Source organism: Falsiroseomonas oleicola (genome assembly GCF_019029495.1).
GTDB classification, from domain to species: domain Bacteria; phylum Pseudomonadota; class Alphaproteobacteria; order Acetobacterales; family Acetobacteraceae; genus Falsiroseomonas; species Falsiroseomonas oleicola.
The window spans coordinates 96,793-109,234 of record NZ_JAERQM010000010.1 but is presented as its reverse complement, the minus strand read 5'-3'; the positions used below and the strand labels follow the sequence as shown (position 1 = coordinate 109,234).

The window sequence follows — 12,442 nt, the reverse complement described above, 5'->3', positions numbered from 1 at the left end:
ACGTCCTGCCGCGACCCCTGCCCGCGCCAACCCCGGTCGCTAACCCCTGGTCAAGAAAGCAGGCCGGATACTGGCGCCTCGCCAAAGGAGGCCGCCTTGCCCCGCACCCATTCCGGCCGCGCCACGCCATGCCTCTGCTGATCGCCTTCTATGAACTGCCGGATATCGCGGTCTATGCGGTCTTCATGCTGGCCTCGGCGGGGCTTGCGGCGGGGGCCTGCGCGGCCATCGCGCCGCATCTGAACCTGCCGGACCGCAAGGACCATCTGGACATGGCGCTGCGCAGCACCGCCGCCGTGGTCTCGGCCCTGACGCTCACCCTGGCCTTCTGCGCCATCCAGGCCCGCACCCAGCAGAGCGATTCGCAGCGCCTGGTCTCGGCGGAGGTCTCGGCGATCAGCGGCATGGCGCGGCTGGCGGACCGGCTGGGCCCGCCGGCCGCCCCGCTCCAGACCGGCATCCGCGCCTATCTGACCAGCATCACGGAGGATGAGTTCCCCGGCATGGCCGATCGCGGCCGCCATCCGGAAACGCAGAAGCTGGCGGAGGCGCTGGAACACGCCGTCTATGCTGCCGCCGCGACGATGTCGGATGTCCTGGCCCAGGACCTGTTGCAGGAGATCGATGGGCTGGACACGGCGCGGGAGGAACGGCTGAGCCATGCCGCGGACGGGCTGCCCAAGCCCTTCTGGATCCTCATCAAGCTGCTGATGCTGCTGCTGATCGCCAGCGGCACGATGTATCCGGCGCGCCGCCATGTGCTCGGCGTGCTGGCGATCCAGGCCTCCGGCGTCGGCGCGCTGGTGGCCTTCGTCTTCCTGATGGACCAGCCCTTCCGGGGTAATATCTCGGTCTCCCCGGCGCCCTATCGCACGCTGATGCACAGCATCATCCACCGGGCGGAGGTGGCGGCGACGATCCGTCGCGGGCTGATGGTGGCACAGCCGCCACCCCTCGCGGCGGAGGACGCCACGCGTCTTGCCGGGGATGACCTGCCGCCGCCGGCGCCGTAAGACCCTGCCATCATGGCGGAGTTGGAAAGGTGGCCTGGATCTACCTGATCGGTGCCGGTCTGCTGGAGATCGGCTGGGCGATGGGGCTGAAGCACACGTATGGCTTCACCCGGCTGGTGCCCTCCCTGCTCACCGTCACCTGCATGGCGGCCAGCTTCTGGCTGCTGGCGCTGGCCCTGAAGACGCTGCCGATCGGCACGGCCTATGCCATCTGGACCGGCATCGGCGCCGTCGGCACCGCCATCCTCGGCATCTGGCTGCTTGGGGAACCGGCGAGTCTCGGCCGGCTGGCCGGCGTGGCGCTGATCGTGGGCGGCATCGTCACATTGAAGCTCGCCAGTTGAACGCCGCTTGACGCCTCCCGCCGCCACCGCGACCGTGGCCTTGTATCCCAGGAGGAAATCATGACGGAACCGCTGGAGAAGCTGGAGAAATGGCGCGGCTTCGTGCCGGATGAGGAGCTGGAGACCTATCGCAAGGGCGGCTTCGCGCGCCGCATCGGCATCGGCCGCCGCCCGGCGCTGCTGAACATCGACACCACCTACATGTTCGTCGACCCCGCCTATTCCCAATGCGGGCGGGAGGATCCGGCGCTGCTGGCCGCACTGGAACGACTGACGGCGCTGTTCCGGGAACTCGACCTGCCGATCTATTACAGCCGCCGCGACGACCGCACCCATCCCAGCTATCGCGGCATCTGGAACCTCAAGCTCGGCACCGCCGGAGACTTCCAGTACAGCCGCGACCCCCGCGCCGATGAATGGCCGGCCGCCTACGCGCCGCGGGAACAGGACCGGGTGGTGATGAAGAACAAGCCCTCCTGCTTCTTCGCCACGCCGCTGGAGGCCTTCCTGCGCTATGACGAGGTCGACACCGTCATCATCTGCGGCATTTCCACCAGCGGCTGCGTGCGGGCCGGCGCCATGGACGCCTTCTCGCATAATTTCCGCGTCGTGCTGGTGGAACAGGCCTGCGGCGACCGCAGCCCGAGCGCGCACAAGGCAAACCTGTTCGACCTCGACATGAAGTTCGCCGATGTCGAGAGCCTGGATTATGTCGAACGGGAGCTGCGCGCGCGGTTCGGACTCGCGCGTGCCGCGGAATAGTCAGGGGCTGGCCGCCGGGGTGACGCCGATCATCGAATCGCGCGTCACCAGTGTGGCGAGGCGCGCCGGGTCCCAGCCCTCCGTGCCCGCCGGGCGCGCGGGCACCACCAGGTAGCGCAGCTCCGCATTGCTGTCGTGCACGCGCAGCTCGGTCCCCTCGGGCAGCGTCGTGCCGAATTCGGCCAGGATGCCGCGCGGGTCGCGCACCGCGCGGGCGCGATAGGCGCGGCTTTTGTACCAGGCCGGCGGGCGGCCGAGGATGCTGCGCGGGTAGCAGGAACACAGGGTGCAGACGACCAGGTGATGGCGCTGCGCCGTGTTGAACAAGGCGGCCAGCTTGGTGCCCGCCGAATCCAGGCCAAGCTCCGCCGCCGCAGCCACCGCATCCTCCGCCAGGCGCCGCGCGAAATCCGGATCGGTCCAGGCACGCACGACCAGGGCGGCGCCGTTATGCGGGCCCCGCGCATCCATCCGCGCGATCTCCTCCCGGATTTCCCCTGGCGTCAGGATGCCCTTGGCCAGCAGCAGGTTGCGCACCGCCATGCCGCGCAGTCGCAGCGGGGAGAGCACGGTCTCCGCCGCGTCGTGATCCTCCTGATAGGGGTGATCCTCGTCATGGTCGTGGTCATGGTCGTGGTCATGGTCATCGTGGTGGTGGTGATGCCCCGCTGGCGCACCCTCCACCCGGTCCAGCCCTTCGGCGCGCAGCCGCGCCTCCTCGGCCAGCAACGCGGCCTCCGGCAGCGTCCCCTTCTCGATCAGCAGGCTGGAGAAGGCGAGGATCCAGCGCTCGTAATAAGGCATCGCCCAATAGGTCGCGGAATCGAGCTGTTCCTGCATGCGGCGGCTTTCATCCGTGGTGAACAGGCGGTGGCCGGCGAGCAGCATGCGGATCGCATCGGCCTCCTTCTCCCAATGCGCCGCCTCATGCTCCTCCCGCATCACGGGGCCGTCGAAGCGGCCGCCGGCGTCATGGGGCGGATGGTCCTGCGGCAGCGTGGTCATGGCTCTGTCCCGGATGCGTCGCCCAAGCCTCGACATGACGCGCCGTCCACGTCAACGTGGCTGAAATACAACTGGGAGACAGATGGGAATGACCCTTCGGAAAAACCTGTTCGGGCGCCGCCTGCTGCTGGCCACCGCCGGCGCGGCACTTGCCGCCCCCGCTCTCGCCCAGCCGGCCTGGCCGCAGCGCGACCTGCGGCTGATCGTGCCCTTCCCGCCCGGCGGCACGACCGATGTCGTGGCCCGCATGGTGGCGCTGGCGATGCGCGATCGGCTTGGCCGCGCCGTGGTGGTGGAAAACCAGCCCGGCGCCGGCAGCACCACCTCCGCCGGCCGTTTCGCGCGGGAGGGTGACGACCATGCGCTGTTCGTCTCGCAGATCGCCTCCCACGCCATCGGCCCAGCGCTGTACCGCAACCTTGCCTATCGCCCGATCGAGGATTTCCGGGCGGTCACGCTGATGGTCACGGTGCCGAATGTCTGGGTGGCGAATGCCGCCAAGGTGCCCGGCGATGTCCGCAGCTTCCTGCGCGACGCCCGGGCGCGGCCCAACGAACGCAACTTCGCCTCCGCCGGCAATGGCACCTCCACCCATCTGACCGGGGAGCTGATCGCCCAGCTCGCCCGCGCGCCGATGCAGCATGTGCCCTATCGCGGCGCCGGCCCGGGGATGGTGGCGGTGATGGGTGGGGAGGTGGACAGCTTCATCGACAACCTGACCACGGCCCTGCCGCAGATTCGTGCCGGCACGGTGAAGGCCCTGGCCGTCACCGCGCCGCGCCGCCTGCCGGACCTGCCCGATGTGCCCGCCCTGGCCGAACTCGGCGACGAATTCAACATGACTGGCTTTGCCGCCGAGGCCTGGTTCGGCCTGCACACGCATCGCAGCGCGTCCGACGCCGTGGTGGCGCGGATGGCGGCGGCGGCGCGCGAGGCCCTGGCCGATCCGACGCTGCGCCAGCAGCTCGCCGAACGCGGCACCACGCCGCAGGGCAATGCGCCGGAGGAATATGCCGCGCTGGTCAGTTCGGAGTTGGAGCGGTGGCGCGATGTCGTGAGCCGGGGCAATATCCTGGTGCAATGACAAACCTGCCACCTGACCTGATCGAGGACCTGCTCGGCATCGCGCCGGACAGCCCCTTGGGCGTGCTGCGCCGCCGCCGCCCCGAAGCCCTTCGCCATGCGGAGGGCGCCTTTCGCGAATTGGTGCTGCCCGAGGATCCGGGCGGCATCAGCCGGGCGGAGCGTGCGCGTCTCGCTTGCCATGTGGCGGCGCGGGAAGGCGATGCGGCGCTGGCCGCGCGGTACGAGGCCCTGGCCGGGGCGGTGGACCCCTCCCCCCGCCTCGATGCGCTACTCACCTATGCCGAGAAGGTGGCGATGACGCCGGAGGCGACGGCGAAGGCCGATATCGACGGGCTGGCGGCGCTCGGCCTGTCCCCGCGCGACATCGTGGCGGCGACCCAGCTCATCGCCTTCGTGCCCTACCAGGTCCGGATGCTGGCCGGGCTGCGGGCGATGCAGCAGGAGAAGGCCGCATGACCCGCTTCACCATGAAGCCCGTCGGCTGGCGGCCTCGGCTGGAACCCGTGAAGGCGGAAACCGCGACGCCCGCGCAGCTTGCGGCGCTGGATGCCTGCCCGCCGGCCGTGCGGCGCTCCACCTATTTCCTGACCCTCGCCCATGACCCCGGCTCGCTGGGTGAGCGGGGCGCGCTGTTCAACATCGTCATGTATGCCGAGGGTGGGCTGGACCGCGCGGATCGGGAACTGGCCACCGCCGTGGTCTCCATGGTGAATGGCTGCGTCTATTGCACCTCGGTCCATGCCAAGCGCTTCGTGGAGCTCAGCGGCGACGAGCCGGCGATGCAGCGCATCCTGGAGGAAGGCTGGGCCGCCGAGCCCGACCCGCGCCGCAAGGCCATCGCGGATGTGACGGAGGCGCTGACCCGCGACCCCGGCGTCGTCACCGCGGCCCATCTGGCGCCGCTGCGCGCGGTGGGGCTGGACGACCTGGAAATCCTCGACCTGCTGCATGGCATCGCCATGTTCGCCAATGCCAACCGGCTGATGCTGACCCTCGGCGACCCGCTGCTGCCGCGGGTGATGTAGAGGCGCCCCTCACTCCGGCGCCAGCGCCTGCCCGACCGCGACGAAGGGGCTGGCGATCACGGTGCCGACGGTGTTGAAGATGAAGGCGCCCGCCTGCCGCAGGCCGGCGCCGGGCGTGATCCGCCCGGTCGCCGCCATGCGGGCATAGGCCCCGGCGAAGCTCACATAGCGATCGTGGTTGAAGCTGTCCGAGGCTTCGAGCCCGGAGATATCGACGATGTTGAGCTGGGCGGCGCGCGCGGCCTCCTGCACCTCCGGGTCATGGACATTGACCAGCCCCAGCCGCTGCCGCGCGCCGGACAACTGGCTGGAGACGGACAAGGCGCGATCGTCACGGGAGACCAGGACGGTCATCGGCGGCGTCAGCGGGCCGATCACCTGCATCTGGGTCCGGAACACGTCGATATCGATATCCGGCGAGGCCAGGGCGACATGCAGCCGTGCCAGAACCGCGTCACGGCCGGCCAGGCGAAGCTGGCGCAGCGCCTCCACCGTCAGCCAGCCGCCCATGCTGTGCCCGACCAGCGTGATCTGCCCGCGCGGACAGATCTGCGTCAGCCGCGCCAGGAGATCGGCGAGATAGTCGCGCGAATAGATCGCGGAATCCCGGTCCGCCACATAGCCCAGCGTGGCGGCATCGGAGGGCCAGGCGAACAGGATGGGGATCAGCCGGTTGTCCGTGTCGTGGGCCATCTGCACCACCCGGAACAGCGCCTCCGGGAAGTTGGTGTTGTAGCCATGGACGAAGACGAGGGTATTCGCCGCCGCCTCGCCACAGCCCCGGCCCGCCAGCGCCGCCTCGAAATCGTCGCGGCCGAGGACGCGGTCCCGCAGCGGCGCGAAGCTCACCGCCGGATCTGCCGGGATGCGCGGCCATTCGATGCGACCCGGCCGGTGGTTCGGGGGGACGGAGACCGTGTATTCCGCGAAGTTGAGGTCGCGGGCACGGCGATTGGTGAAGCCATTGGCCTCGGGGGAGCGGCGTTCCCGCGTCGTCGCGACATGCACCGTCACGCCGCGCGCCTCGGCCGGCGCCGTCGTGATGGGCGTGAGGATATCCATCCCCGGTCGCTCCGTGCAGCCGATCAGCAGCAGGAACAGCACCAGAAGGCGCGGGCGGCGCCCCGCGCGCTCAGTTGATCCGCGCACCGGAAATCCGCACCAGCTCGGCATGGCGCACCAGCTCCTCCTGGAGATAGGTCGCCAGGCGTTCCGGCGTGCCGCCGCCATCGAAGGCCATGCCCGCGGCTTCCAGCCGCGACCGGGCGCCGGGGTCGGCCAGCACCTCATTGGCCAGGGCGTTCAGCCGCGTGACCAAAGCGGGCGAGGCGCCGCGCGGCAGCATCAGGCAGAACCAGGTGCCGAAGGCGAGGCCCGGCATGCCGAGCTCCGCCGCGGTGGGCACATCCGGCAATTGCGGCACGCGGCTTTCGGACAGCACGGCGATGGCCCGCACGCGCCCGGCCTCGACCAGCGGCTTGGCGCCGGTGACGAGGTTGAACATGGCCTGGATGCGCCCGGCGATCAGGTCCGTGGTCGCCGCCGCCGGCGCCGCATAGGGCACATGGGTCAGTTGCGTTCCGGTGCGGGAGGCGAAAAGCTCCGCCGCCAGATGCATCGAGGACCCGTTTCCGGTGGTGCCGTGGTTGATGGCGCCGGGATTGGCCTTGGCATAGGCGGTGAAGGCGGCGAGGTCGCGTGCCGGCAGGTCGTTGTTCACCGTCAGGATGTTCGGCACGCTGCCCAGCAGGATGACGGGGGTGAAATCCCGCACCGGGTCGAAGGGCATGTCGCGATACATCGCCGGATTGGTGGCCAGCGTGCCGGCCCATGTCCAGAGGATGGTATGCCCATCCGGCTCCGCCCGCGCCGCCGCCGTGGCGCCGATATTGCCGGCGGCGCCGCCCCGGTTCTCGATCACCACGGGCTGCGGCAGGCGCTTTTCCAGCTCCTGCGCGAAGATGCGGGCCAGCGTGTCCGCCGTGCCGCCACCGCCCGGCGCCGGCAGGATGATGCGGATCGGCCGGGTCGGCCAGGCGGGTGCCTGGGCCAGGCTGGGGGTGGTGGCGGCAATCGCCGCGGTGGCGAGAAGGCTGCGACGGGTGAGGCTCATGGCGGTGGCTCCGGAGCTGAACCCGGAACGCTACGTGGCCCGCCCGCCCTCCTCAATAGCCGCGCGCGGGGTCCACCCGGTTCGGCGCCGGCTGGCCTGCCCGCATGGCCAGCAGATTGGTGAAGAGGATGTCCAGCGTGTCCTCGTTATAGGTCGCCGGGTCGTCGGAGGAGACATGCGGCACCACCAGCATGCCCGGCGTGCGCCACATACGGTGGCCGGGCGGCAGCGGCTCCGGCACCGCCACATCGGTCACCACGCCGGCCAGGGCGCCGGCCTCCAGCGCGTCGCAGACGGCATCCTGGTCCCAGACCGCGCCGCGCGCCATGTTCACCACCTTGGCGCCTGCGGGCAGCAGGCCGATGCGGCGGCGGTCGACCAGGCCGCGCGTCTCGGGCGTCAGCGGGCAGGCCAGCAGCAGGAATTCGGCGCGCGGCAGAACCTGGTCCAGCGCGGCGGTGGTGACGACCTCATGGCATTCCGGATGCGGGGTCGCGCTGTTGCGCACGCCGATCACCTTCATGCCGAAGGCCTTGGCGTGCTTCGCGGCGGTGCCGCCGATGCTGCCCAGGCCGACGATGCAGACCGTGCGGCCGGCGAGCACCGAGCCGAAGCGCTTGGTCCAGCTCTCTTCCCGCTGCTGCGTGCCGAAGAACGGAATATGGCTGGCCAGCATCAGCAGCGACATCAGCGCGAATTCGCCGGCCTTGGCGGCATGGGCGCCGCGGTTGTTCAGCAGCGTGACCTCGGGCGGCAGCCAGCCGAAGGGCGCCAGGCCATCCAGGCCGGCGGAGGTGCAGGCGATGACCTTCAGCTTCGGCGCGATCCCGGGCAGGGCGCCGACGGGGAAGCGGGCCTTCACCACCCGCGTCCAGGTCAGCAGCGCCTCCGCCTGCCCGATCGCGGCGTCGAAGCCGGCATCGTCATCGGCGAAGGAGATGTCGGGCTGGCCGATCTCCGGATGGCGGGCCAGGGCGGCGGCGACCTGGGCTTCAGTGACGGGGAACAGCTTCTCGCCGTGTGGATTCTGGATATGGATGCGCATGCGCCAACCCTCGCAGGCCGGCGCGCGACGTCAAGTGAGCCAGGCACCATCGCGGGCCACGCATGCGCCCGCATGGAAGACCAGGCCGCGCGGCGGATGGCCGCCCACCGCCTCCGGCACATTCTCGGCCGGCAGGGTGAAGAAGTTGGCGGGGTGGCCCTCGGCGATGCCGTAATCGGCGATTCCCAGGGCGGCGGCGCCCTCGCTGGAGATCATGGCGAAGATCGCCTCCAGCAGCGGATCAGTGCGGACATCCTCGCGCCAGCCGATGACGCTGGCGCGTTCCAGCATGTCGGCATTGCCATAGGGGCTCCAGGTGTCGCGGATATCGTCATTTCCGCAGAACACCCGCACCCCGGCCCGGCGCAGCAGCATCAGCGGTGGCAGGGTGGCGCCGCCGGCGCCGTGGGTGACCAGCGCCACGCCCGATTCCGCCATCAGCGCGGCCGCCGCCTGCTGCTTCGATTCGGCGATGCCGCCCAGGCAGAAGCCATGGCTGATGGTGACCTGGCCCTGCATGCCCTCCGCCTTCGTGCGCGCGCAGATCTCCTGCAGGCTGAACAGGCCGAGCTCGCCCGGCTCATGCAGATGGATGTCGATGCCGACGCCGCGCCTGCGGGCGATAGCGAACAGCCCGTCGAGCTGGCCGGCGGGGTTGCGATCGACCTCGCAGGGGTCGATGCCGCCGACGAGGTCCGCCCCCTCCCCGATCGCCGCCTCCAGCAGGTCGAGCACCGGGGCGCCGCCCTGGCGCATGACGCCGGCCTGGGGGAAGGCGACGATCTGGATGGTCACCGCCGCCGCATGCGCCTGCTTCGCCGCCAGCACGCCGTGCAGGGCGGTCAGGCCGAAGCCCGGGGTGATGTCCGCATGGGTGCGGATATGCGCGGTGCCATGGGCGACGCAGCGGCGGATCAGATGGCCGGCGCGGTCGGCGGTGGAGGCCGGCAGGCTGGGCAGCAGGCTCTGGTCCGTGTCGATACGGCTCTGCCGGAAGGGTTTGGCGCTGTGCGGATGCCAGGGCAGGCCGAACAGGGTCTTGTCCAGGTGCATATGGCCATCGACCAGGCCGGGCAGCACCAGATGCCCGCCGAGGTCGCGCGTTTCGGCGGCTTCCGGCTCCGGTGCACCGGGCGGCAGGATGGCGGCGATGCGGCCGGCGGTGATGGCGATGCGCGGCGTGCTGCCATCGGCCAGGCGGAGATTGGTCAGCAGCAGGTCGGTCATGGCGGCGGCTCCAGGGGGAGCCGCCATCAAACGCCGGCCGGGCGCCGGTGGCTACACGCCCATCCGCGGCAAGGGCACCGCGGTGATGATGACCATGGCCTGGGCGTAGGGGAATTCATCCGTCATGGTCAGCGTGACATGGGAGACCAGCCCCGCCGGGGTGATCGCCGCCAGCCGCGCCGCCGCGCCGCCCGTCATGCGCAGGGTCGGCTGGCCGGAGGACAGGTTCACCACCCCCAGATCCCGCCAGAACACCCCCGCCCGGAAGCCGGTGCCCAGCGCCTTGGAGGCGGCCTCCTTCGCCGCATAGCGCTTGGCATAGGTCGCGGCGCGGATCTTCTCCGTCCGCCGTTCCGCCTTGGCGCGCTCCGCCGGGGTGAAGATGCGGTTGAGGAAGCGGTCGCCATACTGGCCGATCACCCGCTCGATCCGGCGGATGTCGATGATGTCGCTGCCAAGTCCGATAATCATGGAGGGGTCAAGCTCAGCCCTTGGACCGCTCGACCTGCGCCACGCCTTCCAGGGCGCGCAGGGCGGCGATGATGTTGGACAGGTGGCGCAGGTCCTGCACCTCCACATCCACCGCGATCTCCTGGAAATCCGGGCCGCGATGGACGATGCGGATGTTCTCGATGGCGCCTTCCTGGCGGGCGATCGATTCGGTGATGGTGGACAGCGCGCCGCGCTCGTTGCTGATGACCACCTCGATCCGCCCGGTATGGGCGACGCCGCTGCCATCGGCATAGTCCCAGTCGACATCGATGAAGCGTTCCGGGCTTTCGGCGAAGCCGGACAGGTTGTGGCAGTCGTTCTTGTGGACCGTCACGCCCTTGCCCGTGGTGACGATGCCGACGATGCGATCCCCCGGCAGCGGATGGCAGCAGCCGGCGAAATGCACCTCCATCCCCGCCACGAGGCCGGTGATGCCCATGGTGACGTCGCGCTTGAAGCCGCCCTTGGCGAGCGGCACCGCGCGGGGGCGGGAGCGTGCCAGCGGCAGCGGGTCCGCCGCGCGGGGCGGGCCGCGCAGCTCCGGATAGACCGCGTGCAGCACATCCTTGGGCGAGATGGCGCCGGAGGCGACGACCAGGCACAGCTCCTCGAAGCCGGTCTGCTTCAGCGTCTTCAGAACCGGCTCGATGATCTTCTCGGAGAACTCGACACCCTCCGCCCGGAAGGCCTTGGCCATGGCGGCGCGGCCTTCCTGCTGCTGCTGCTGGCGCTGCTCGGCATGGACGAAGCGGCGGATGCGGGCGCGGGCCTTGCCGGTGACGACGAAGCGCGCCCATTGCGGGTTCGGCGTGCCGCCGCGGGCGGTGATGATCTCCACCTGGTCGCCGTTTTCCAGCGGCGTGCGCAGCGGCTTGATCTGGCCGTTGATCTTGGCGCCGACGCATTGGTCGCCGACCTGGCTGTGCACCTGATAGGCGAAGTCGACGCAGGTGGAGCCGCGCGGCAAAGCGATCAACTCGCCCTTGGGCGTGAAGCAGAACACCTCGTCGCGGTGCAGCTCCATCCGCGTGGCGTCCAAAAATTCCTGCGGCTCGCTGGCCTGTTCCAGGATTTCCAGCAGGGCCTTCACCCAGGGGAAGTTCTGCCGGTCGCGCGCCGCCTCCCCGCCCTGTTTGTAGATCCAATGCGCGGCGACGCCGTATTCGGCGACCTCATGCATCTCCCGCGTGCGGATCTGCACCTCGATCTTGGCGTTGCGCCGTTCCGGCACGGTCAGGCCGGTATGGATCGACTGATAGCCATTGGTCTTGGGGGTGGAGATGTAGTCCTTGAACCGGCCCGGCACCACGCGATAGGCCGAGTGCAGCACGCCCAGCGCCTGGTAGCAGGCCGCCTTGTCGGGGACGATGACGCGGAAGGCCATGATATCGGAGAGCTGTTCGAATTCGATGCTCTTGCCGTGCATCTTCAGCCAGATGGAATAGGGCGACTTCTCCCGGCCTGTCAGTTCGAGCAGTTCAATGCCCGACTCCTCCAGCACCCGGCGCAGGTCAGTGCGGATTTCGGCGATCAGGTCGGCGCCCTGGCCATAGAGGAAGCCGCGGCGGGCCAGGATGGACTGGAAGGCGTCCGGCTCCAGCTCGCGGAAGGACAGCGTCTCCAACTCTGTCTTCAGCGCATCCATGCCGATGCGGCCGGCCAGGGGCGCGAAGATCTCCATTGTCTCCCGCGCCGTCTTGCGGCGGCGGGCTTCCTGCGGGACGAAGTGCAGGGTCTGCATGTTGTGCAGACGGTCGGCGAGCTTGACCAGGAGAACACGAATGTCCTCGCTCATCGCGAGGACCAGTTTCCGGAAATTCTCCGCCTGCTTCGTGCGTTCGGATTGCAGTTCCAGCCGCGTCAGCTTGGTGACGCCGTCCACCAGCCGGCTGACCTCCCGCCCGAAGCGCTTCTCCAGCTCGGCCAGGCCGACCTTGGTGTCCTCCGCCACGTCATGCAGCAGGGCGGTGGCGATGGAGGCGACATCCAGCCGGTAGTGGATCAGCGTGCGGGCGACCGCGACGGGATGGATGATATAGGGGTCGCCGTTGTCGCGTTTTTGGCCCTCATGCGCCGCCACGGCAGTGAGCCAGGCACGCTCGATCAGCGACGTATCGGCGCGGGGCGAATAGGCGGCAACGAGTCGCGCCAACTCCTGCCCGATGGTCTCCTGCGCCGGGGCCGGGCTGGCGGGGGCCAGCGGCGGCGCGGCGGGCGCCGGCTCCAGGGCGATGCCGGATTCGGCCGGGGGATCGGCGGGCGTGTTCATCGGCGGCCCATCCGGACCGTGGCAGGTTGCGCGGGGGACAGCCCCCCGCGCGAGCCGCCTG

General features: G+C 69.9%; 13 protein-coding genes. 6 read left to right on the top strand and 7 right to left on the bottom strand.

Going from position 1 to position 12,442, the window contains the following annotated elements:
* Positions 1 to 128 precede the first annotated feature (128 nt).
* From JJQ90_RS24615 to JJQ90_RS24605, 3 genes are read left to right on the top strand one after another with little or no spacing between them, the layout of a single operon-like run.
* Positions 129 to 1,013: a bestrophin-like domain gene (locus JJQ90_RS24615; RefSeq protein WP_216878942.1), complete on the top strand. Its 885-nt coding sequence runs from the start codon at positions 129 to 131 to the stop codon at positions 1,011 to 1,013.
* A gap of 29 nt (positions 1,014 to 1,042) precedes the next feature.
* Entirely contained in the window at positions 1,043 to 1,357 is a 315-nt protein-coding gene (gene sugE, locus JJQ90_RS24610) for a quaternary ammonium compound efflux SMR transporter SugE (protein WP_216878941.1), read from the top strand.
* Positions 1,358 to 1,417: 60 nt separating this feature from the next.
* Complete coding sequence (locus JJQ90_RS24605; RefSeq protein WP_216878940.1) at positions 1,418 to 2,119, top strand: isochorismatase family protein; 702 nt, start codon at positions 1,418 to 1,420, stop codon at positions 2,117 to 2,119.
* Here JJQ90_RS24605 and JJQ90_RS27570 read toward each other — a convergent pair whose 3' ends face one another.
* Positions 2,120 to 3,124 carry a nitrile hydratase subunit alpha gene (locus JJQ90_RS27570; RefSeq protein ID WP_216878939.1) on the bottom strand — a complete coding sequence of 335 codons (1,005 nt, stop codon included), beginning with the start codon at positions 3,122 to 3,124 and terminating at the stop codon, positions 2,120 to 2,122.
* A gap of 88 nt (positions 3,125 to 3,212) precedes the next feature.
* Between JJQ90_RS27570 and JJQ90_RS24595 the strand changes: the two genes are divergently transcribed.
* From JJQ90_RS24595 to JJQ90_RS24585, 3 genes are read left to right on the top strand one after another with little or no spacing between them, the layout of a single operon-like run.
* Positions 3,213 to 4,208 carry a Bug family tripartite tricarboxylate transporter substrate binding protein gene (locus JJQ90_RS24595; protein WP_216878938.1) on the top strand — a complete coding sequence of 332 codons (996 nt, stop codon included), beginning with the start codon at positions 3,213 to 3,215 and terminating at the stop codon, positions 4,206 to 4,208.
* Positions 4,205 to 4,666, top strand: a complete 462-nt coding sequence (locus JJQ90_RS24590) for a CMD domain-containing protein (RefSeq protein ID WP_216878937.1) — start codon at positions 4,205 to 4,207, stop codon at positions 4,664 to 4,666. The genes JJQ90_RS24595 and JJQ90_RS24590 overlap by 4 nt, the downstream gene beginning before the upstream one ends.
* Positions 4,663 to 5,235: a peroxidase-related enzyme gene (locus JJQ90_RS24585; protein ID WP_216878936.1), complete on the top strand. Its 573-nt coding sequence runs from the start codon at positions 4,663 to 4,665 to the stop codon at positions 5,233 to 5,235. The genes JJQ90_RS24590 and JJQ90_RS24585 overlap by 4 nt, the downstream gene beginning before the upstream one ends.
* A gap of 9 nt (positions 5,236 to 5,244) precedes the next feature.
* Here JJQ90_RS24585 and JJQ90_RS24580 read toward each other — a convergent pair whose 3' ends face one another.
* From JJQ90_RS24580 to JJQ90_RS24555, 6 genes are read right to left on the bottom strand one after another with little or no spacing between them, the layout of a single operon-like run.
* Positions 5,245 to 6,408 carry an alpha/beta hydrolase gene (locus tag JJQ90_RS24580; RefSeq protein WP_216878935.1) on the bottom strand — a complete coding sequence of 388 codons (1,164 nt, stop codon included), beginning with the start codon at positions 6,406 to 6,408 and terminating at the stop codon, positions 5,245 to 5,247.
* Positions 6,368 to 7,348: a Bug family tripartite tricarboxylate transporter substrate binding protein gene (locus JJQ90_RS24575; protein WP_216878934.1), complete on the bottom strand. Its 981-nt coding sequence runs from the start codon at positions 7,346 to 7,348 to the stop codon at positions 6,368 to 6,370. The genes JJQ90_RS24580 and JJQ90_RS24575 overlap by 41 nt, the downstream gene beginning before the upstream one ends.
* Before the next feature lie 52 nt (positions 7,349 to 7,400).
* Positions 7,401 to 8,393, bottom strand: a complete 993-nt coding sequence (locus JJQ90_RS24570) for a D-2-hydroxyacid dehydrogenase (protein ID WP_216878933.1) — start codon at positions 8,391 to 8,393, stop codon at positions 7,401 to 7,403.
* A gap of 30 nt (positions 8,394 to 8,423) precedes the next feature.
* Positions 8,424 to 9,620, bottom strand: coding sequence for an amidohydrolase (locus JJQ90_RS24565; protein WP_216878932.1), 1,197 nt, complete (start codon positions 9,618 to 9,620; stop codon positions 8,424 to 8,426).
* 51 nt (positions 9,621 to 9,671) lie between these two features.
* On the bottom strand, positions 9,672 to 10,091 hold the full coding sequence (acpS, locus tag JJQ90_RS24560) for a holo-ACP synthase (protein ID WP_216878931.1): 420 nt from the start codon (positions 10,089 to 10,091) through the stop codon (positions 9,672 to 9,674).
* 13 nt (positions 10,092 to 10,104) lie between these two features.
* On the bottom strand, positions 10,105 to 12,381 hold the full coding sequence (locus JJQ90_RS24555) for a RelA/SpoT family protein (protein WP_216878930.1): 2,277 nt from the start codon (positions 12,379 to 12,381) through the stop codon (positions 10,105 to 10,107).
* Positions 12,382 to 12,442: the final 61 nt, after the last annotated feature.